Here is a 20932-nt window from a genome sequence, read left to right on the forward strand (position 1 = left end):
CAGCACTCGGTTCAACAGGCACGACACTGGTACAGCCGCGCTGTACTGGTTCACGCAATGGACAGGGTCAGTAGCGTTCCGTGACCATGAGTGGGCTGATGGTCCAGCGGGGCGGCGGGCAAGTGCGGGAGGTGGCCGGGCGTGGTGAACGTCGGGGACGCGGGAGCCGAAGTCGGTGGCAGTGAACCAGAGGTGTCGGACAGCCTCAAGACCTTCGGCGCGGTGCACAAGGCGCTGCGTGAGACGGTCGGGCTGACGCAGGAGCAGTACGCCGAGATCGTCGGCTACTCGGTGCACGCCATCGCCAAGCTGGAGCAGGGCAGGCGGTTCCCGCAACCGAACTTCATCGCACGAGCGGGGGACGTGTTGGAGGCGCCGAAGGTGCTGCGTGCGGCGGCACGGAATCTGACGCGGAGGCAAGGGCTGGCGTCGTGGTTTCAGCAGTGGGCGGGGATCGAGGAGGAGGCGATCTCGCTCTATGCGTATGAATGCAGGACTCTTCCGGGGTTGTTGCAGCCGGAGGCGTACGTACGGGCGGTCTTCCTGAGTAGCTTGCCTCCGCTGACAGACGATCTACTGGAGAAGCAGGTTCAGGCACGACTGGAGCGGCAGCGGTTACTGACAGAGAGGCAGAACGTTGCCTTCAGCTTCATCATCGAGCAGGCCGTCTTCGAGCGCCGAACCGGCGGAGATGAGGTCACTCGAATCCTGATCGACCTCCCGCTGGAGCGATCCGAACTGCGAAATGTGCAACTCCAGATCATGCCACTGCACCAGTCCGATCACGCGGGACTCGATGGCCCCATGTACCTGGCCGAGACTCCGGAGCACCAGTGGTTCGGCTACTTCGAGGGCCAACAGGGAAGCGCCCTGATCAGCGACCCGAAAGACACCAGCGCCCTACTTCAGCGCTATGGCAAGATGCGCTCGCAGGCCCTCAGCCAGGAGGCAACCGTGAGCCTGCTGAAGCAGATGCGAGGAGCGCTATGAGCACCACCGAGCTGACGTGGTTCAAGAGCAGCTACAGCGGCACACAAGGGGACAACTGTGTCGAGGTCGCCATGGCCGAAGCCATCCACGTGCGCGACTCGAAGCAGCGGGAGAGCGAACAGCTCGCCCTCTCCCCCACCGCCTGGTCTGAGTTCATCGCGTACGCGACCCAATCCCAAGTCTGAAGCGCCGGGGCATCCTTGGGGCCGCCAAAGCCTTCATGCTTTGGCCGCCCCAAGCCTTTTCGGACTACTCGATGTCGAGGGCGGACTGATCGGAAGCAGCCTCGGACCTCTTGGCGGCGACCTTCCGCCCCCGCGTTTTCTTCACGGGCCGCCACGCCTTCAGATCGGCCGCACTGAGCTGATGCTTGGCCATCTGCTCCTCCAGATAGGCATCGCAGTCCTCGGCCGGCGCGCTCTCCCACTCGGGGTCGTACTCACCGTGCCACTGGCGCACCCACGGCATGACTTCCCACAGCCCGGCGATGAGGGGCGTGATCCGCTCGGTACCCCAGCCACCCTCTGTCGTACGGTCCTCGATGAGATTGATCAGCGCCTGGGCCTGGTCCTTGTGATCCCAGCCAGCCCACCCGAGCATTATGGTCGAATCGGCGTCGGGGCTGGCCTCCAGGTAGGAGATGAACCGCTCCTTGGGGACGTCGAGCTTGCCGCGGTTGGACCAGTAGGACGTCTTGAGGAAATCGGCGGAGCTGTACTTGGGCGGCACGGGAATGTCGAGCCGCTCGCCCCTCGTGTCCTCCTCCCGCTGCAGCTTCCAGACCTCTTCCCACTGCTCACGCTTACGCAGCCCGGAGTCCTTGTAGCGCATGGCGGCAAGGTACGGAACGTGCTCGTCGGCGACGACGTCGGCGAGGACCTGTGCGAGGGGAAGGTCCGGCTTGCCAAGGTGGTCAGCTGCGTAGAGCGAGGCTACGGAAGTGACATCGGCATCTGAACTCAGCGTGTCTGCAAGCTGGTTTACGGTGAGGGTCCTTGGCTGCTCCATTCCCTCGCGGAGCGCGAACCATAGCGACCGATCCTCACACCGATCCAGCAACCAGGTACGGAGAGCCACCCTCTCCTTTTTCTCCCAAGGTTCGGTAGCCCATCGGCGCTTGTACTCGGGCCGCTCAATGAGTCCGATATCCCTACGGCTCTCAATGAGATCGATGCGGGCCTGGACGACGTCCCGGTACCAAGCGGGCCAACGGTTAGGAATTTCGGTCACGGGAGTCGAGCCGTGCCGCTCGAACCACGCGGTCTCAACCTCGCCCCGCTCCACCTTCCGCGCCAGCACGATCTCAAATGCCCGCTCCCCGAGGCAAACTTCCGGAGTCGTCTCAGGTGAAGGCGACGGGTGAGTGACCCGCGCTTCATCGCCGTCAGACAGCAGGCCGTACAGCCTGTAAACCTGCCAGTCCAGTTCTTCTTGGAGAGCAATCATGAGCTGACGCGTACGCGCGTAAACACTACAGGCCTCATCGAGGACAGCGCGCGTTGGCACAACAGCGTCACACAGAGCATGCGGCTCACAGTCCGCCAACGTATGCGCCAGCTGATCAAGAATCCGCCCGATCGACTCCGGAAAATGAGACGGCAAAGGGAGTTGCTCGATCTGACGCCCATTGAACGCATACCAATGTTCCCAAAGCTCATCAGAGATTCCACCTCCGATTCCACCATTCCCTCGGTCGAAGCACACCTGCTTGAGCCAAAAGGCCGCCACAGACGAATTAAGCAGCCCTAGTACAGAAAGGTAGAAATCTTCACCCTTGCCGGGAGGTGCCTTAATTACGGGCGCAGTCTGCTTAAATACACTCCCACCCCGATCAAGGGAGAAATGAGGATATGTTGAAACATACGGAAACGTAATAGACAGGGGCGTCAGGTACGCAGATGAAGTATGCTGCTGATAATCCCACCACGAAAGTCCCGCATCACTCATGCCGCCTTGAAAAGTTCGCCGAGCGGAGAGCGGAACACGGTACGGCCACAGCTCCAGCGAAAGTCCGCGGTCACCTAGGGTTGAATCATAGGGATACCAAATAGCGCTAGTGGATTGCGCACTCCAGTCGCGAACCCCTTCACCTGCCATAAGGGGGCGCAGGGCTCGCCTGCTAGCGCGACCAGAGAACACCCTTCGAAGCGGTCGAGTGAACGCTTCATCCAGGCCAGCCCGGATTGCGCGACCGATGGGCTTTTCAATTACCGTCGCCAACTGATCACGACCAGTCGACAAGTGTTTCATGATCTCCTCTGCGCCACCACCAGTCAGAGACCAAGGGTGCATGGACAGCTGGCGACGGTCAACATCAACTACGGAGATCCATTTAGACTCGCTCCCCGGCTGACCGATTTGCTCCACGATAGCCGACCAAACCTTTCCCCGTGAAGGGTTATCAGGCTGATCAGGTTCTCCTTGGATTTTTTGAGCCAGGCGAACAGGGTCGCCGCTCCTGCCCAGCCTATTCCGTCCCACGATGATCACAGTAGGAGTTCCATGACCCGGAACATAAGCACCCGACGTGTCGATCACATGAGACAGGTCCACCCCAACAAGAAAATCCTCAATGAGGGATTTCCCGAAGTTTTGCCGCATAAAAGAATTCGCCGTAATTTGCCCTGAATATCCTGCAGCACGACTGGATCCGTTGGCGCGCACCGCAAGCTCAAAGAGTCGCTGAGCGAATGGCACCGAGAGAGCGAAAGTTCCTGAACAAGCATCATAAGCACGCCGATAGTTTTCGTTTTCCCTCTTATCTTTGACTGTAATGTACGGCGGGTTTCCTACCACGACGTGGTACGACCCGCGCCCTAGGAGGTCAACGCGCCGCACATAATCCCATACGTCTTCCGTACCGTAGGCAAAGACTTCTACGGCCTCATCTTCCTCAGAATTAAAAAGATCCAACTCCTGCTGAATCCCCGCCGCCCCCCGCCCATGCAGCAGCGAATCCCCCACAGCCACATTGATAGGAAACACCGGCGCCTCAGCCAACCTCCGCGCCCCCGCCTCCTTCATAGCTGCAACCAGCAACCGGAACCGCGCAATACTCACCGCGAACGGGTTCTTGTCGCAACCATGCACGGACTCCAACGCCCGCCGAACCACCGTCCAGTCATCCGCAGCCGGCGTAGCGACCCGCCACTTCTCCACCAGCCGCCGGAAGATCCCCAAAAGGAAGTGGCCAGACCCGCAAGCCGGGTCAATCGTCCGCAGCCCTCGCCGCTCCTCCCCATCCGGCCCGACCCACACCGGATCCAGCCCGAACTCCTCGTCGCTCACAGCAGGTTCAAGCGTCAGGTCGAGGATGAACTCCTCGACAAACTCCGGCGTCTGAAGCAGCGCGTACGTCTTGCGCGCGTGCTCACTCAGGTCCTGATACAGGTCCCCGAGGAACCGCGTGTCCCACTCCGGGTCGGTGAAGTCGTACCGGATCTCACCGTCCGCTCCCCACCTCCGCCAGAAGCCCAGTAGCTCGGTCGCCGCCTCGTAGCTCGGCGTCAGTCCCCACAGCGGATTGTGCGCACGGTCGAACAGCCCGGCCGCGGTCTCATTGGTCGACGACACATGATCGAACGCTGCGATCAGCCAGTCCCGGTTGTTGAGGTGCGGGAACTCCCGGAAGTACGCCTCGTGCCGCTCCTCCGCCTCCACCAGCCGCTCACCAGGGCCGGCGATGAACGGCTCCTCGATCAGCCCGTTGTCCTCACAGAAACGTACGAAGACACAGGCCAGCACCCACGCAGCCGCAGCCTGCGTGACCCGCTCGTCGCGCCACGCCCCGTACGTCGCCGCCGTACGCGACGCCTCCAGGGCTTGGTCGTACTCCGCGCGCAGCCGGACGCGAAACTCCTCGACCGAGTCACTGCGCTCGCGCAGATCATCCTCCAGGGCGGCCACCTGCCGCTTCAGGTCCTTCAGCAGCGCAACCCTGTCCACCCCGGACCCGGACCCCGAACCCGACCCCGCAACCGCATCCGTCACTCTTCGCATCCTTCTGACCGCACTGCACCATTTTCCGCGTGGCCGGAATCCGCGACCACGACCGCAACCCGCCCCGAACCGCGACCGGAACCACGACAGGAAAGCTCACCCCCATCCTGCCAGCCCCACCGCCCGCACCAGCCGGAAGGAACGTGATCGACTTCCCGCACAAACCAGGGAAACCCCTCCCTCTCCGAAAGATCCCGAAGTTAAAATGATCGCTGTGACGGCTCCGACCCCCTCCGCCCCGCCCACTCCGCCGCCCCCTGACTTCCGGGCAGCGGGTGAGCACCACTACCGCACGGCACGCCTCGCCGCGGACGCGCAGTTATCCGTCTCCGCCGACCACCTCGCCGGCTTGGCCGCCGAGTGCGCGATCAAGGCGATCCTCCTCGCCTACCTCGGCTCGCGGCTCAGCACCAAGGACAAGCCGTTCTCCCCCGCGCTCAAGCTCCCTCCGCCGCAGCCGACGCCGGGCGAGAAGGTGAAGCCCCAGCCGCCCAAGGAGTACGAGCACGGTCACCTGCCCGACCTGTGGGCCCAACTCGCCGAGGTCGTCAAAATCAGTCAGGGCAGGGTCGGACCGGTGTTCCAACAGATGCTGCAGCAGAACCCTTTCCAGAGCTGGCACGTCGCAGGGCGATACTGCAGCGGCACTTCGATATCCACAAGCGACATCGAGCAGCATCTCAAGGCCGCCTACAACCTGATAGCCGCATTCGAGTACGCACGCCAGACAGGAAACGGCACGCTCCGATGAACCCGACCCCTCGTTTCGACACCACGTGGTCGGCCGCACTCACCCAGGCCGACGCGGCCGCCGCCGCATCCGGCCGGAACGTCGTCCTCGTACGCGACCTCCTGGGGCGGGCCTCACTCCTGATCGACGACCGCGAGCAGGCTCTCGCACCAGAAGCTCCCGAACTGGTCAAACTCCGCGAGGAGTTCCCGGCACTCACGCACCCCTTCACGGGTGCCGAGCCCGTCCAGACCGCCTCTTCCCTCTTCGCTCCGGAGCTCTTCTTCGACTCCGCCGAACTCGTCGTCCGCAGCGACCGCGAGCCAGGCGGAGCAGGCCAGGTCGCCGTCCTGGAACGCACCGTCGTCGGCGCCGACTGGTCCCGCGACACAGACACCGACACCTCGCCCTCCTCCGAACGACGCGAGAGGCGCATCGCCCTCTACGGCTTCAAAGGTGGCGTCGGCCGCTCCACAGCGACGGCGATACTCTCGCGCCACCTGGCGAGCCGCGGCTACTGCGTGCTCGTTGTCGACCTGGACCTCGAGTCCCCCGGCGTATCGTCCCTCCTGGAGAACCCTGCGGGCCTGCCCGCCCACGGCATCGTCGACCACCTCGTCGAGTCCGCCGTCGGCAACGAGGCGGACCTGGACCTCGTCACCCGCAGCAGCGTCCTGCCCGGCATCGAGGGCAACGGCGAAGTGTGGCTCGCGCCCGCCAGCGGGAAGCCGCGCGAGGGAGAGCCGTACGACTATCTCGCCAAGCTCAACCGCATCTACAGCGACCTGCCTGCCGCCGAACCCGGCAGTCAGCCGCGCCCCTTCTGCCTGCGCCTCGAAAACGCCATCAAAGCCTGCGAGGACCTGGTGGCCGAACGCTCCCGGCGGCCGGATGTCGTGCTCCTCGACAGCCGCGCCGGCATCCACGACATCGCGGCAGTCACCCTGACGCAGCTCAGCGGGCTCGCTCTGCTCTTCGCCGTCAACAACCCCTCCACCTGGGAGGGCTACCGCATGATGTTCAGGCAGTGGGCCCAGCGACCGGACCGGGCGAGCGAGCTGCGCAGCCGACTGCGTATCGTCGCCGCGATGTTCCACTCCGCGGGCGACGCCAAGCGGCTCGGTGCACTGCGCGACCAGGCGTACGAGACGTTCTCGGAGCTTCTGTACGACGACGTGGAAGCAGATGTCGTGGATGAGTTCGCCCCCGACGCGGATGTCCCGGCGGTCTTCCATCCCGCGCCACTGGACAGCGACGCGCCTCACGCCCCCATCCCCATCCTCTTCGGCAACGACCTGGTCGGCCTCGACCCGTACCGCAGCCGCGACTGGCTGGAACTGCCCTTCATCGAGGCCGCCTACGCACGGTTCCTCGCCGCACTCGACCGGCTGGTCCCCAAGCCCCGTACGGAAGCGTCATGACTCACGACCTGACCCCCGACGAGTACCGGACTCTGCTCCTCCACGCACCCGGCAGCGCATTCGACGCGGACACCGAACAGCCGGACCTGCTGAGGATGTTCACGCCGTCCAGCCACCGGCGCGCCCTCGACCCCGACGTCACGGTGGTTCTGGGTGCACGCGGCACCGGCAAGACGTACTGGACCAAGGTGCTCGAGACCGAGGAGCTACGGAAGGTCGCCGCGGCCTCCTACATGATCCCGCGCCTGAGCGGGCTGAACGTCACGACCGGTCATGGCAGGGGCGGGGGTAGCGGAGCTGCCTACCCGACCCGGAAGATCATCCGCAAGTTGGTTCAACAAGCACCTGATGACGGCGAGGAGTTCGGCGAGTTCTGCGAGAACTTCTGGTTCGCCGTCATTCTGGTCGCTCTGGAAGTTCCGGCCGTCGTACACCTCCCCAGCTGGCACGCGCGGATCGACTGGGTGGCGGAGCATCCCGAGGAATGCGAGAGCGCCCTGTGGGACAGGGACAGGGATGCCCAGCAGAACGGCAGTCCCCATCTGCTGATCTTCGATGCGCTGGAACATCTGCATCAAGACCGCTCCGTCGTCGACAGGCTCGTCTCGGCCCTCTTCGCGGTGGCCCTGGACATGAGGCTGAGTTTCCGCAGCATCCGGGCGAAGATCTTCGTTCGTCCGGACATGTACGCCAGCGCGCCCAAGGACTTCGCCGACGCCTCGAAACTCGACGCCAACCGCGCCGAACTCACCTGGACCCCCGAGAACCTCTACGGCATGCTCTTCCACCGGCTCGGCAACCAGCCCGGCCCGGAGGCCGAGAAGTTCCGGGCCTTGACCGGCCCGTGGCACCCGCAGGGTGAAGGCAGGTACACCGCTCCCGTCGAGGTCATCGCCGATCCCGAGCGGCAGGAGAAGGTCTTCGGCGACATGGCGGGCCTGCACATGGGCTCCGATCACCGCAAGGGCTACACCTACACCTGGCTGCCCAACCATCTCCAGGACGGCAACGGGGAGATCAGCCCTCGCACGATGCTCCGCGCGGTGTCGAAGGCCGCCGAGGTGACGCGGGACCGGCATCCCGGGCATGAGTTCGCCCTCCACCACGACGCGATACGGCAGGCCGTCCAGGACGCATCCCAGATCCGCGTGGCGGAGATCAAGGAGGACATCCGCTGGGCCGCCACGGCCGTGGAGAAACTGCGCGGCACACAGGTCCCCATGGAGCCGTCCGTGGTCATCCACATCTGGTCCACGGAGTCCCTCGCCACCGAACTGCGCAAGCTGCTGGAGGACAGCGAGGACGGCAGCGGCCCGGCCGACGTCGGCGACTACTTCGGCCTGATCAAGGAACTGACGGCCCTCGGCGTCATGACCGAACGCGCAAGCGGCGCCGTGGACCTCCCCGACGTCTACCGTCTGGCCTTCGACATCGGCCGCAAGGGTGGGGTCTCCCGGCCCCGCCGGACCGCCAAGTAGCAGCCGACCCGGCGCAGCGCACCTGCGCCGGGGGCTGGCGGTACGCCACCGGCCTCAGGACGCCTCTTCCGCCTCCTGCTCGCCCGCGAGCGAATCAAGGAACCTGCTGTCCAGGTAGGCCCGTTCTCCGTCCCCGCCGATCACCTCGACCGTCTTCCCATCGAGCTGCGGCGTCCGCGAGCGGACCTCCATCGGGCACAGCAGCCACAGCCCGTGCGGATCGTCAGCCGGTCGACGGGCCGCTGCCTGCAGGCGGACCAGGGTGTCATGGCCGCCTTCGTCCCAGTAGCGGGCGAGCAGGCCCACGTTGTGCAGGAACAGCACCGTGCGCGGTGCGGCCGCACGGGCCAGCAGGCGGGCTTCTACACGCGGCCAGACGACACGGACAAAGGACGCGAGGCCTCTCTTGATCTGGCCTGGGGCGGATCCCGCGTCGGCGCGTAGAACCTTCTCCCAGTCCTGGCCCTTCTCCGCGGCCAGTGCCCGGAACTCGGCCAGGAATTCACGCCCCAGGTCAGCACTCTCGACCGGATAGGACGCGGCCACCGCCTGGGCGGCACCCGGAAGCCGGGACGCCCGCACCGTCAGGGCCAGGAAGCCTCCGCGTTCGACGCACGCCGTGAGCTTGGCCCGGATCACCTCGTGCGGATCCATGGGCGCGTCGCCCAGCACCGGAAGGCGGGCGGCGTAGGGCAGGTAGCTCGTGTGGGTGCCGGTTGACGTCCACGAGACCATCGACTCCAGCGCAGGTGGGAGGAACGTCGACGACTTGGCGTCATAGCTCAGGTCGAAGCGTGCCTCGGCGAGCGCCGACTCCATTTCCACATACGTCGGCTCACGGTCTCCGGAGAGCACATCGAGGTCCGGGAACCGGGCCCGCAGCCTGGTCACGAGTTCGGCGACCGTGATGCCGCGGTCCCTGCGCACGCCGGCGCCCGCCTGGGAGATCCGCAGTGCACGCTCCAGGGTCAGATCGCGCGGATACAGCTCAAGGCGCGGAGTGACCTCGATCATCGGGGCAACAGCGGCGGCCAGCGCCACCAGGCGGGTGTCCGCGAGCGGGACGAATCCGTCCGGCGCCGCCACGGTCCTCAGTTCCCGCACCACGGCGGCCCGTCCGGGAAGCGGCTCCTGGCGCGCCAGACGTTCGGCGGCAGTCCCCAGCTCGGTCGCGTAGTCCGCGAGTTCGCGTGGGCTCGGGTCGTCGGTCCCGGGCAGGGACTCCGCCGCGATCAGCACGGTTTCGCCGCGCCGGTGAACGGCAAGGAGCGGTTCGTGCTGTTCGGCACCCTCGCCTTCCCACATCTCCGCTTCGACGGCGGCCCGTGCGACGGCCACCGACTTCGCCAGAGTGCGCTCGGGGGTGTCGTTGCCGGCGCCATGCCTGACGCGCAGTTCCACGGCGGCCTCGTGCGCCGTCATCACGCGACCCGCGGCCTCGACGACCTCGACGAGTTCCTTGCGCACGTGGGCGAGCCAGTCCAGCTCGGCCCACTGCTTGATCTCGAGGCGGTGGTGACGGGAGACGGGCGGCTGCTTGATCCCGAGGTGGTCGGCGATCCGGGCCTGGACCGGCCAAGGGCCGAGCGGCGAGAGCCCGCCCTCCTCCGGGGGAAGGCCGAGCGTGAGCCGTACCACGTCTGCGCGGTGGGATCCCTTGCGACCAGGGGCAGGCATGAGCCGGGCCGCCATGTCGTCTATCGAAAGGATCGAGGAGAGGCCCGCACCAGTCTCGTCCGCTACGGCCTCGGCCGATACCGCCGGGCCGCGGGGTGCCGGGACGGTCGCCGTCCGGGCCACCGCGCTCGCCCACTGCTTGCGGCGGCGGTTGAGCTCCTTGCGGACGAGCGCCCCGGCACCGCGCGCCTTCGAGATCGCGTACGGCGGGATCTCGAGCAGCTCTCCGACCGTGGTCGCGCCCAGGGCGTTGGCCACCGAGACGGCCCGCGGCGAGAGGCCGGCGGCTTCCAGGAGCGTCGAGGCGTCGGCGGCCGCAGCCGCGGCATCACGCGCCTCTTCGGTGTCCTCGGCAAGCTGGCCGACGGTGGCCGGCGTGGTGGCGGGCCGCGTCGAGTCCGCCACCCGGAAGATCTCACGCCACGCGTCGTTCATCTGCCGCAGCGTGTCGAAGCGATGTTCGATGTCCCGGTGCAACGCACGCCGGAAGAACGCGGTGAGGCCGTCACTCAGCGCGGACTCGAACAGCTCGGTCGCGACGTACAGTTCGGCGGACTCGTTGGTGAGCGGGTCCATCTGGCCGTCGCCCCACATGGGGCGCTCCCCGCTCGCCATCTCGTGAAGTGTGACGGCCGCAGCGTAGCGTTCGGCGTGGTCGTCGTAGTACGGCCGCCGCAGTGAGCCGAGGAACGGGTCGAGGTAGCCGCGCGTGCCGGCCTTGATGTCCCGTTCCGAGGCGTCGGCGAGGGAGAAGTCGAAGAGCTTCAGCCGCCAGATGCGGTCCTTGCTGTGGTGGATGCCGAAGTTGTCGGGCTTCAGGTCACGGTGGCGTACGCCATTGGCAGCGAGCTGGTCGAGGGCCTTGAACAGGTCGTCGCCGAAGCGCTCCAGCTCGTGGTAGGTCAACCGCCCCTTGCTGCGCAGCCGGGCGCCCAGGGACTGCTCACCCGCGTATTCGAGCTGGAGGACGGTCCGTCCGTGGATCTCGCACAGACCCTCGCCGCGCAGCTGCACCACCGCACCGCCGCCGACCTCCTTCAGGACGCGGGCCTCGACGCGCAGTCGCTCGGCCTTCTGTTCGTCGAGGGCGACCTTGAAGACGCGTTCGTCGACGTCCACACGGCCGTCCTCGTCCTCGACCAGGCGCTCCACGAGCAGGGCGCGGGCGGTGGCCCCGGTGCCCAGGACCCGGCCGACGGACCATTCGGCGTCCAGGGACTGGCCGGGCAGCGCGTCCAGCGGGTCGACGCCGACGGATGCGGGCGTCTCCGGAAGCACACTGGCCCGCTCGGCGTTGTCGAGCAGGTCGAGGAACTCCTCGGCGGAGCCTAGACGTTCGTTGACGTCGGCGCGGGTCGCCTGGAAGACGAGGTCGTCGAGCGCGTCGGAGAAGCCGTCTGCGACGGCGAAAAGGCGCAGGCCCCCGTCTGCGCGAAGCCGCTCGCTGAGACCGCTTCGCTGGGGTGCGGGAGGCTGACCCGTGAGGATCAGATACGAGATGGCGCCGAGGCCGAAGACGTCCAGGTCCGCAGGATCGGCATACGGCTGGTCCGTCTCCGGGGCGAGGTAGACACGTGCGGTGTCCTCGATCAGGGCGGCGTCGAGGGCGGAGCCCCCGATGGACCGGAAGAAGGTGGCGTTGCTGTCGAAGTCGCGGGCCGCGGTCTGCCAGTCGGTGATGCGCAGCTCGGGTCGCAGTCCATCGGCCTTGAACGAGACGTAGATAGACCTGGCAGCCAGCGCACGGTGATAGAGGGAGCGGTTGTGCGCGTAGCGGACGGCTTCGGCGAGCTGGCGTACGAGGTCCAGGCGGATCTCGGGGGTGAGCTTGCCGCCGTAGGTCGCCAGGTACTGGTCGAGGCGCAGGTCGGTGTGGCGGTGGCGGAAGAGGATCGCCGGCCCACCCTGGTGTTCGCGGATCTCGACAGCCTCGACGATTCCGCGGTGGGTGACGCCCTGCAGGACCTGGTACTCGCGACGGGCGGCGCGATCGGTCGACTTCTTCGCCGCCTCGGTCGCTCCCTGGCTGACCAGGTAGACGCGGACACGCCCCTCTTCCTGGACCAGACCGTCGTCACGCGTGGCGAGTCGGTCTTCCCAGGACGGCCCCGCGTCCAGCGGGTGGGGCTGCATCTTCCACGCGTCGCCGAACCGCAGATGCGCCGTGGACTGCGCGATGCCGATGGCCTTCAGCAGGCGCGGCAACGTGTTCCGGGAGAAGTCCGGCGTGATGCGGCGCTCGGGACGGTCGGGCGGCAGGCCGAGGAAGTCCTGCCAGATGCGCTTCAGGCCGGTGTGCAGGTCGTCACGGCCGTACACCTTGACCTTCTGGACGTCGTCGAGGCGACTCTCGAGGTCCGGCGCGGAGAGGAAGATCGCCGGTTCCACGCGGGGCACGGACCGCTCCGGGATGCCCAACTTGCGGGCCGCCCACAGCAGCTGGCTCTTGAGGTCCTTGGACTTGGCGTCGTTGAAGTGCAGCGGGTTGCTGATCGTCCTGGTGCGGTCGGAAGCATGGAAGTTCCAGGTGGAACCGATGTTCTCCAGTCGTCCCGGATGGCTCTTGATCTCGATCAGGTAGAAGCCCGCGGGTACAGCGATCAGCAGGTCGCACTCGTTGATGCGGCCCGACTGAGCGGTGAAGGAGAACGTCGCCCACGCACGATAGGGCTCTACGGCCGGCATGAGGCGGCGCACGTGATCCAGGGCGTCCTGCTCCCACGGAAAAGGCGAGGGCCGATCCTGAAACCACTGCTGCACCGGACGCGGCGGCCCCGGTTTGGGCACCGGACGCGAGTCTCTTGCCGTCACCGTCCGACCTCCGCTGTATGCTCCAAGCCCCGTTCAGGGCGAAATCCCCTGATCGACCTTACCGCGCCCCGCCGACAGGCCGGATCCGTGTTTGTTTCACGGCTCGGCCACAACGGGAGCGGCGTGTTGCTGGTGGACAGGTATGCGAGCCGTCGGCACGGGTGCCTACTCGTCGGCCCGGAACACCTCCACCACCGACAGCCCCGCCGCCGGTTGCGTGCCCGAACGTTGAGCAGGTCGGCGTCGTCCGGTTCCTCGGAGGCCGCGGCGACTCGAGTAGTCGGCGAAGGGCTACTCACTCAGGGACCCTGCTTGATCTCGGTAGGAACCAGGCTACCCAGCATGGCCTGAGTCTCGGGATCGGTTGAGTACAGTACGGTTCCGGCCAGTCCACGCGTGAGTAGCACTTTATAAGTGTTTCGTATGAGTCGGTCAAAAGCTTCTGGCGCCGCCTTTTTCACCGTGCGGTCCTCGCTCCCTTCACGAACAGCGCGCCATTCATTTCCGCGCCACACCAGGTCGGGACCGAAGATCACTCCGTTCCAGGCGTACTCGAATCCCTGCGCCGTATAAATGCACCCGATCTGCTCAAAGCCTGAGGGATCAGTGGCCCAGAGAGAGGATACGGGCGCCCCACCTACAGCTCGCTCACCTCTGACATTCCAGGGCCTGCGCCATGCCTCAATGACCACGTCGTCGACCAGGCTGCCATCAATTCGCGGATCGCTCCACTGCCAGCAGAATCCCGCCGTCATGCGAGAGGTATAGCCAGATTCTTGTCGACCGTGGAGATATCTCTCCATTCTTTGAGGCGATTCGGCGACGAGCAACTCGAAATTTTCCTCAGACCGCCACTGAATCGGACCACCGGACTCAAGGCCGAGGAGACGGAGAATCCAGTATTCGTAGGCACGACTCCCGCCGCACCGGAACTGGCTGTTGAGATCGACATGGCGAACAATGCACCCACGCGCGTGAGCCGCCTCGTCAATGGTCTTGACACTTCCCATCTCCCCTGGCCTCACGACCTGATGCTCGTCGAGGAGGAAGACGGGAACCCTGGCTGCGTCGATGAGTTCCTCCACTTGGCTTCGACCACTCCGATGCCCGGCGTACGTGCCCTGACCCGACGACCACTGGCGAATGCGATGGGCTTCGTCACAGATCAGGACGTCCAGCCCGTTTCGTTCGGCATTTGCGAAGTCGAAGAAATAACGGAAGAGCTTTGGAATACGGCCGTTCCTAGTGCCGACGACGTGCCGGAGAGTGGTGGTGAAGGACTTGGACCCGGTTGCGTGGACAACGCTTCGCCCGTTCCTCCCGAGGTGTCCCATGAGGTGCAGCGCAATTATGCTCTTACCCGAACCGGGACCCCCGGATATCACTATGACTTCTTTTTGGTCTGACTGTCGCGACAGGTCCGCTGCCCGCTTCACCAAACGAGCCGCTACCTCTTGCTCATCCATTAGGAGGAACGCACCACCGTCGATTATCTCAGCACCGGCGGCACGCATTAGTTGACGTCCGGGAGCCTGGGGGCTAGCTAGAAGAAAATCACCCTCGGGCGAGCCATCCAGGGCAGAAAGGCGGGCCTGCAGATACTTGATTAGTTCGCCGCGGGATGTATCCGTGAACAGTTGCGCCCTCGCGTCGGGATATCTTAGTAGTTCACTGACATTGTGATCGACTGCGTAGTGCAGATAGGCCACGCCTGCGACGGCGTCCTCCTGATCACTCAGCACATTGGTGAAGTCCTGCAGATAGTCGCAGTAGCGACGCACCTGGGCCACGGGATGTAGAACCGGTCGATTACCCATTCTTGCCACTAAACATAAATTGTCAGTGCCAGGAACGAGGCGCGCTTCGCTCCACTGCTTGAGCTCTACGATGACGAAGGATGGTCTGCCCGTCGCGGGGTGGGAGCCTGCAAGGATAACGTCTGCGCGCAGGCTGGTAAGGGGTAACCGGTGCTCGATCAGCACCTCGATGTCATCAAGCCCCGCGTCACACAGAACCTCTGCCAGGGCCGGGAGACTGTTCTCCCACGAGTGGCGTTCACTGGGAGACGGGTCCTGGGAGAGTACGAAGCGGTACTTCTGCGCGAGCCGCTCGAAGAACCCTCCGTCACGGCACTGGTCGAACAGGGCACGTGCGGACATGCGCAGAAGAGGCACGGACCATCTCCATGAGGACGGTGGATTCGAAGGCAAGGGGCTGGCGGAGGCTCCCGGAACCTGTCCGGTGCATCAGGGCAGTCAGGCGAGCGGCAGTCGATACTCGAAGCTCCGCGGCCTCAGGTCTTCCTCGGCCGGCGCCCAGTCATAGAGGTGCAGCACCCTGCCGCCACTCGCTGTGTAGTTGTCGGTCCGCAAGTCCACCTTGATGTCGCTGACCACAAACAGGTCCACGGTGTTCTGCGGGTCCTGAGCATGCTCGACCTCGTTGATCGTCAGGTCGACGCTTGTGGCCGCTCCCGTTGTCCCCTTCACCTCAACGCGGCGCTCTTCCCTGCCACGAGTGCAGTGGAGGTCGTACGGCTTGCCCAGACGTTCGACTGTCCATCCCTCCCCCTCGTAGTGAGCGACTGCCATGTCCTCCGCGTGCAGTTCGATGGCCTTGCGCTTCTTGGGGTCGGAGACGAAGCCTGCTCCACTGGAGGGCCGCTTCGGCGGCTTGGGCGGCTTCACCTGCTCCTCGGTGAAGCCGGGGGTGCGGTTCAGGGCCACCGTCTGCTGTTCGGACCAGTTCGTCGGGATCCCGGCCGCATCGAGCAATGGCTGCGGGTCCATGTCGACAAGTATGCCTATGCCTTGTTGAGTCCCTGAAATACGTATGGCGTCACTGGCAACCGTTCCAAGCGGCCCGTCCTCATCGAGACTGACCTCGTGGAGCACAGCCAACGGCTCGATGCCGAAGCGCACCGGGTACTTGATGGCGTTCTCGGCTTCCTCGTCCGGCCAGTGAGGAGCCTCTGCCTCGTAGAAGTTCTCACGTACTTCGAACAGGTACAGAGTGATCCTCTTGGTACTCCATACGTCGAGTTTTACGCGCGGCCCCACTCCCGTGCCCAACACTGCGAAACGTGGGCGCGCGGACCGGTACTCGGGCCTCCACCGAGGGAACCCCCACGACCGGGTTTCGATCCCGTACTGCAAGTTGCGCCGGGTTTCGGGCGATTGCCCGACGTGGACCATCACGAAGGAGGCTGTCGGCGACGGACGGTGGAGGGGGGCAGGAAGATCGTCCATGCGGCTGTCCTCGTGCCTCGACAAGTGCCTTCCTCCGTGACCGCCTGCCTCTACGTCGATCCCAACGGTCGGCTGAGCTCCATAACCAGTCCGCATGACGCTCATATTTTCATATAACTAAGTCCGTTGGGAGGCGACTTGGCAACGCGCACAAGACACAGGAGACGAGAGGGGCAAGGTCGCGCCTCATCTCCACGGAACCGATCACCGGCCGACGTCCCGTCAGCTTGCACTGGCCCCGCCGCAACCAGAGCCCGCTGGTTCGCCCGGTCTTGGCCACACGCGATCTGTATTCCCATCAAGCCGAGTGGCTCGACCCGCCAATGGCAATGCCGACGACCGTTATGCCGCTGACTCGCCCTGCATGGGCCGTCGGCGGTGACCGCATCAACCAGTTCGAGGACTTCGATCCCCGCCGCCACTGCAGGGTGACGTAGGGACAAGTGAGGTGACGCGGGGTTGGTCACGCTTCACCACCCGGTGGCTCTGCCGGCAACACGGGGAGCAGCAAAGGACCGCGAGGGACGGCTCCGCACGCTGCAGCCGGAGCGCCGCCTACGTGCCCACTCGCTTCACCGGAACGGCCATCTGGATCACCAGCTCACCAGCGCCGGACCATGGTCCGCGCGTCCCCATGCCCCGTGTCCCCCGCCGAGGGCTCCTACCCTCGCGCCGCTCACAGCCTGCAATAGCACCCCACCCCCGTGCACAGCCGGGAAACCCAGCCAGACACTCCGAGGCCCCAACCACGTCGTTTCCCCTGGTCAGGGCCCCCGATGGCAGACGAGTCGGGCTGTACGCCGGGTTCAGTCCGTGCCGGAATGGACCAACGGAATCCGCAGTCGGCCACCTTGCCTAAACGGTCATTGGGCGGCACAGAGCGGCAAAACCAACGTTCAACATCTCTATACGGGATGTGCCAGCATCGACGACTCCCCTGACCCCGACGCCCAGCAGCGTATGCCCCAGCCCCCATCCGAGCTTTACTCAAGTCCGGACAACCCCCTGGAGATCCACGTGGCCCTCCCCGAGGAGCCACCCGAGGTGACCGCATCCGCTGCTGCCACCCTCCTGGAGCTTCTTCACGCCATAGGCACCGATCCCGACCAGCTACATCCCGAGCCCGGAGCACTCCACATAACACCCGTGCCGCGCTCCACGCCCTACCCGCTGGGGATCTGACCGCACGTGATCCGTTTCGCCTTCGCCGGACGCTGTTCCACCGAGGACCTCCAAGACCCCAAGGCCTCCCTGGGTTATCGCCCTGGGAAGGTCTTCGCAGTGATCGGCGGCCTCTCCCTCGGTAGCCTGGGCTTGGCCGTCGGGCTGCTCACCCCGCTCGCGGCCGCTGCCCTGATCGGTGTGATGATCAATGCGATGGCGACCGTCACCGGCGCCCACGCGGCTTGTGGGAGACGGACGGTGGTGTGGAGTACAGCGTCGGGATCGCCATCGTTGCTCTGGCCGTCGCCGCCATCGGCCCCGGTCGGTTGCGCTGACGGTGTCCCTCAAGAAGGGAACATACGACGTGTACCGCCCGGTCGGCAGACACAAGCGGCTCGGGATGGACCGGCACATCCAGGTCCACTGAGCCCTTGGTGACGGGCTGCGATCATCCGTCCGACAGGGCGTGGGCCAGGCCGTGGTGGGGTCAGCGGTCCTGAGCTACCTGGCCGTCGCCGTCGTAGCCGCGCGGGCCCAGCCGCACACAGCACTCGCCCGGCTCTGGAGCGAGGACGGCCTGGAGGCCGTTGACTTCGAGGCCGTCGAGGTAGCCGCTGAGGAAGGCGTGGTTCATGCCGCACACCAGGTCGGGGGCTTTCGCGGCCAGCGGGTGGAAAGGGCAGTTGCGCAGCCGGAGTTGGGTGGGGGTGTCCCGGACGGGTTCGTAGCCGTACTCGTCCAGCAGATGCTCGCACGCGGTCAGTCCCCGCTCGGGGCCCAGACGGCCCGGGCGGGTCTGCTCCCGCGCGGCCTCGCCCACTGCCGACCTCGTCGCTCAGCGGTCCGCATCGCCGCCTGCGCGGCTCTTTCGTCCCCGCCCTCGGTCAGAACGGCGTCCAGGAGCAGGTCCGCCAGGAGTTCGTGGCACCGGTCGGGGATGCTCACGGTGATCTGGGCGTCGACAGGCTCGTACACCTTCGGCTGCCTGCCGACCTTCCGAATACCGCCGGGCGTTTCGTACCGCGCCCGGAGCAGGCCGGCCTCGACGAGCTTGTCGAGGTGGAAGGCGGAGAGCTTGCGGGAGATGCCGACGCTGGCGGCGGCCTCGTCGCGGGTGACGGCTCGGCGGACACGCGCTTCCTCGCAATGAGACCAAGATTCGTTGGTGAATTAGAAGGGAGGTTGCGATGACCCGTGAGTCACAACTTCAGGCCAAGCGTCCGGTCAGCGCCGCGCTCGCCGGCATGTACGGGCACCCGTTCCATCCGATGCTGGTGACCGTGCCGATCGGTGCCTGGGTGACCAGCCTCGTGCTCGACATCGCTTCTCACGTCGCGCACCGTCCTGGATTCCTGACCCAGTCCTCGGAGTGGCTGATCGCAGTCGGTGTGATCGGTGCCCTGCTGGCGGCCATGGTCGGATTCCTCGACCTGTTCACCATCTCCGCCGGCACCCCGGCCTTCCGCACCGCAATGGTGCACATGAGCTGAACCTGCTGGTAACCGCCGCTTACGTCGTCAACTTCCTGTGGCGGTACGGCGACTACGCCGACGGCGGAAGCGTCGGGATCGGACGGCTCGTCCTGTCCGCGCTCAGCGTGGCGGTGCTGGGAGTCTCGGGGTTCCTGGGCGGCAAACTCGCCTACCGCTACGGCGTGCGCGTCGCCGACGAAAGCACCCAGGCCGAGGGATACACGCCCGCCGACAGGAGCGCCCGCACCCCGGCCTGACCCGGTCCCCCGCCCTGCCACGGCCCGCCTCGTCCCACTGCCTCCAACACAACCTCACCTGGGAGTTCCCTCACGGACATCGCCGCACTGATCACCTGGGTGGTCGCCGCTCTCGGCGGCTTCTACATGCTCGGCACCTGGATCCAACGTGGCGGAATCCGCCAGCAGTAAACCGGCACCAGCCGCCTGCCCGCACCCGTCGTCTTCGGCCACTTCGCCCTCGCTGCGCTCGGGCTGGTGGTGTGGATCATCTATGTCGTGGCCGACAAGACCGCTCTCGCGTGGACTGCGTTCGGCCTGCTGCTGCCTGTCGCCCTGCTGGGGTTCGTCATGCTGGCCCGCTGGATCCCCGTCTACCGTGACCGTGACCGTGCCACGGCCACCCCGGCTGCTGCAGGGGCGGAGGGGACCGTTCCGGCCGAACGGCACTTCCCGCTGCCCGTGGTCCTGGCACACGGCCTGCTGGCCATGGTCACCCTCGTCCTCGTCCTGCTCACTGCCCTCGGTATCGGCGGCAGCTGACATGACCGAGACCTCGCACCGCGCCACGGCCCGCATACGCACCGCCGACCAGGAGGAACAAGCACCCGCAGGGCCCGCCCTGCGGGTGGTCCACGAGCCCGGCGGCATCGACCTGGACGCCGCCGAACGAGCAGCCGGTCAGTTCCTGGACGCCCTCGGCATCTCCACCGCGTCGGAGAGCCTGCGCCGCACACCGGGCCGGATGGCCCGCGCGTATGCGGAACAGTTCAGCCCCCACCCCTTCGACCTGACCACCTTCCCCAACGACGAGGGCTACGACGAACTCGTGCTGGCCCGACGCATCCCTGTCCGGACCGTCTGCGAGCACCACATGCTGCCGTTCGTCGGCGTTGCCCACGTCTGCTACCTGCCCGGCGCCCGGATCGTCGGCCTGTCGAAACTGGCCCGAATCGTCGAGCACATCGCCTGCCGACCGCAGGTTCAGGAGCGTCTGACCAAGCAGGTCGCCGACTGGCTGCAGACCCACCTCGAACCCAAGGGCGTCGGCGTGGTCATCGAGGCCGAGCACACCTGCATGACCCTGCGAGGCGTCCAGGCCACCGGCTCCAGCACCCTGACCTCCACCCTGCTCGGCCTGCTGCGAACCGACGGCCGCTCCCGCAGTGAATTCCTAGCCCTGACCGGCGCGAACTCCTGACCAGACCTGACATCACACACGTCGGCGGGCCCCCGACCGGAACACAACCGAAAGGCCCACGCCGATGGAGATCTGGATCAATCGCTCCTGCTCCAAATGCAGCTCCGCTCTCTCCCTGCTCGATGCGGAGGGCGCCCAGTACACGGTGCGCCGTTGTCTGGAGCAGCCACCGACCGTGGAAGAGATCGAACAGGTGCTGGGGAGGCTGGATCTGGAGCCCTGGGACATCACCCGCACCGGAGAGCTGGCCGCGGTCGATCTCGGCATGTCGACCTGGGAACGCGACGCCGCACACCGCGACCACTGGATCCGGGCCCTGGCCGACTATCCGATCCTCATTCAGCGTCCCATCATCACGGCGGACGACGGAACGACGGTGGTGGGCCGATCGGCCGACGCCATCCGGTCCGTTCTTGCCTGAGTCGTCCGGCCTCCGGACAGACGCAGCGTTCCGACGACGACCGCTGGCGGTCGGCCTGTTGGCGTCGGCTTTATCCGTAGCAGC

The 20932-nt window shown here is 65.9% G+C and carries 15 protein-coding genes and 1 pseudogene; 11 read left to right on the plus strand and 5 right to left on the minus strand.

The window, feature by feature from the left end; translation table 11 throughout:
- Window positions 1-141 precede the first annotated feature (141 nt).
- Both ACFC8N_RS17135 and ACFC8N_RS17140 read left to right on the plus strand, forming a co-directional pair.
- Window positions 142-990, plus strand: coding sequence for a helix-turn-helix domain-containing protein (locus tag ACFC8N_RS17135; RefSeq protein ID WP_376288630.1), 849 nt, complete (start codon window positions 142-144; stop codon window positions 988-990).
- Window positions 987-1175, plus strand: a complete 189-nt coding sequence (locus ACFC8N_RS17140) for a DUF397 domain-containing protein (RefSeq protein WP_376288631.1) — start codon at window positions 987-989, stop codon at window positions 1173-1175. The genes ACFC8N_RS17135 and ACFC8N_RS17140 overlap by 4 nt, the downstream gene beginning before the upstream one ends.
- A gap of 64 nt (window positions 1176-1239) precedes the next feature.
- Here ACFC8N_RS17140 and pglX read toward each other — a convergent pair whose 3' ends face one another.
- The gene (pglX, locus tag ACFC8N_RS17145) at window positions 1240-4980 is read right to left on the minus strand and encodes a BREX-2 system adenine-specific DNA-methyltransferase PglX (RefSeq protein ID WP_376288632.1); all 3741 of its coding nucleotides are present in this window, start codon (window positions 4978-4980) and stop codon (window positions 1240-1242) included.
- 223 nt (window positions 4981-5203) lie between these two features.
- Here pglX and ACFC8N_RS17150 point away from each other — a divergent pair, with 223 nt between their 5' ends.
- From ACFC8N_RS17150 to ACFC8N_RS17160, 3 genes are read left to right on the plus strand one after another with little or no spacing between them, the layout of a single operon-like run.
- On the plus strand, window positions 5204-5740 hold the full coding sequence (locus ACFC8N_RS17150) for a hypothetical protein (protein WP_376288633.1): 537 nt from the start codon (window positions 5204-5206) through the stop codon (window positions 5738-5740).
- Window positions 5737-7140 carry a KGGVGR-motif variant AAA ATPase gene (locus ACFC8N_RS17155; protein ID WP_376288634.1) on the plus strand — a complete coding sequence of 468 codons (1404 nt, stop codon included), beginning with the start codon at window positions 5737-5739 and terminating at the stop codon, window positions 7138-7140. Before ACFC8N_RS17150 ends, ACFC8N_RS17155 begins: the two co-directional genes overlap by 4 nt.
- A complete protein-coding gene (locus tag ACFC8N_RS17160; RefSeq protein ID WP_376288635.1) occupies window positions 7137-8618 on the plus strand; it encodes a hypothetical protein in 1482 nt (493 codons plus the stop codon). The genes ACFC8N_RS17155 and ACFC8N_RS17160 overlap by 4 nt, the downstream gene beginning before the upstream one ends.
- A 54-nt stretch (window positions 8619-8672) precedes the next feature.
- Here ACFC8N_RS17160 and pglW read toward each other — a convergent pair whose 3' ends face one another.
- From pglW to ACFC8N_RS17175, 3 genes are all read right to left on the minus strand, one after another.
- On the minus strand, window positions 8673-12992 hold the full coding sequence (pglW, locus tag ACFC8N_RS17165) for a BREX system serine/threonine kinase PglW (protein WP_376288636.1): 4320 nt from the start codon (window positions 12990-12992) through the stop codon (window positions 8673-8675).
- Between the two features lie 413 nt (window positions 12993-13405).
- Window positions 13406-15265: a DNA/RNA helicase domain-containing protein gene (locus tag ACFC8N_RS17170; RefSeq protein WP_376288778.1), complete on the minus strand. Its 1860-nt coding sequence runs from the start codon at window positions 15263-15265 to the stop codon at window positions 13406-13408.
- A 96-nt stretch (window positions 15266-15361) separates the two neighbouring features.
- A complete protein-coding gene (locus tag ACFC8N_RS17175) occupies window positions 15362-16354 on the minus strand; it encodes a protein NO VEIN domain-containing protein (protein ID WP_376288637.1) in 993 nt (330 codons plus the stop codon).
- A 1245-nt stretch (window positions 16355-17599) separates the two neighbouring features.
- Here ACFC8N_RS17175 and ACFC8N_RS17180 point away from each other — a divergent pair.
- Window positions 17600-17847, plus strand: a pseudogene (locus ACFC8N_RS17180) (DoxX family membrane protein); the annotation flags it as partial.
- Window positions 17848-18005: 158 nt separating this feature from the next.
- Here the strand turns inward: ACFC8N_RS17180 and ACFC8N_RS17185 are convergent.
- Window positions 18006-18338, minus strand: coding sequence for a hypothetical protein (locus ACFC8N_RS17185; protein ID WP_376288638.1), 333 nt, complete (start codon window positions 18336-18338; stop codon window positions 18006-18008).
- Between the two features lie 367 nt (window positions 18339-18705).
- Between ACFC8N_RS17185 and ACFC8N_RS17190 the strand changes: the two genes are divergently transcribed.
- From ACFC8N_RS17190 to ACFC8N_RS17210, 5 genes are all read left to right on the plus strand, one after another.
- Window positions 18706-19008 carry a DUF2231 domain-containing protein gene (locus ACFC8N_RS17190; protein ID WP_376288639.1) on the plus strand — a complete coding sequence of 101 codons (303 nt, stop codon included), beginning with the start codon at window positions 18706-18708 and terminating at the stop codon, window positions 19006-19008.
- A gap of 35 nt (window positions 19009-19043) precedes the next feature.
- On the plus strand, window positions 19044-19247 hold the full coding sequence (locus tag ACFC8N_RS17195) for a DUF2231 domain-containing protein (protein WP_376288779.1): 204 nt from the start codon (window positions 19044-19046) through the stop codon (window positions 19245-19247).
- 258 nt (window positions 19248-19505) lie between these two features.
- Entirely contained in the window at window positions 19506-19769 is a 264-nt protein-coding gene (locus ACFC8N_RS17200; protein ID WP_376288640.1) for a hypothetical protein, read from the plus strand.
- 1 nt (window position 19770) lies between these two features.
- Complete coding sequence (gene folE / locus ACFC8N_RS17205) at window positions 19771-20427, plus strand: GTP cyclohydrolase I (RefSeq protein ID WP_376288641.1); 657 nt, start codon at window positions 19771-19773, stop codon at window positions 20425-20427.
- Window positions 20428-20491: 64 nt separating this feature from the next.
- Window positions 20492-20848, plus strand: a complete 357-nt coding sequence (locus tag ACFC8N_RS17210) for an ArsC/Spx/MgsR family protein (RefSeq protein ID WP_376288642.1) — start codon at window positions 20492-20494, stop codon at window positions 20846-20848.
- The last annotated feature ends 84 nt before the right edge of the window (window positions 20849-20932 follow it).

It is taken from the genome of Streptomyces sp. NPDC055966, assembly GCF_042269865.1.
Classification (GTDB): Bacteria; Actinomycetota; Actinomycetes; order Streptomycetales; family Streptomycetaceae; genus Streptomyces.

Excerpts from the sequence above, each read along its gene's own strand:
- ACFC8N_RS17140 (WP_376288631.1), top strand. The coding sequence starts at position 987 with ATGAGCACCACCGAGCTGACGTGGTTCAAGAGCAGCTACAGCGGCACA.
- ACFC8N_RS17155 (WP_376288634.1), top strand. The coding sequence starts at position 5,737 with ATGAACCCGACCCCTCGTTTCGACACCACGTGGTCGGCCGCACTCACC.
- ACFC8N_RS17160 (WP_376288635.1), top strand. The coding sequence starts at position 7,137 with ATGACTCACGACCTGACCCCCGACGAGTACCGGACTCTGCTCCTCCAC.
- ACFC8N_RS17170 (WP_376288778.1), bottom strand. The coding sequence starts at position 15,265 with ATGTCCGCACGTGCCCTGTTCGACCAGTGCCGTGACGGAGGGTTCTTC.
- ACFC8N_RS17175 (WP_376288637.1), bottom strand. The coding sequence starts at position 16,354 with ATGGACGATCTTCCTGCCCCCCTCCACCGTCCGTCGCCGACAGCCTCC.
- ACFC8N_RS17190 (WP_376288639.1), top strand. The coding sequence starts at position 18,706 with ATGACCCGTGAGTCACAACTTCAGGCCAAGCGTCCGGTCAGCGCCGCG.
- folE (WP_376288641.1), top strand. The coding sequence starts at position 19,771 with ATGACCGAGACCTCGCACCGCGCCACGGCCCGCATACGCACCGCCGAC.
- ACFC8N_RS17210 (WP_376288642.1), top strand. The coding sequence starts at position 20,492 with ATGGAGATCTGGATCAATCGCTCCTGCTCCAAATGCAGCTCCGCTCTC.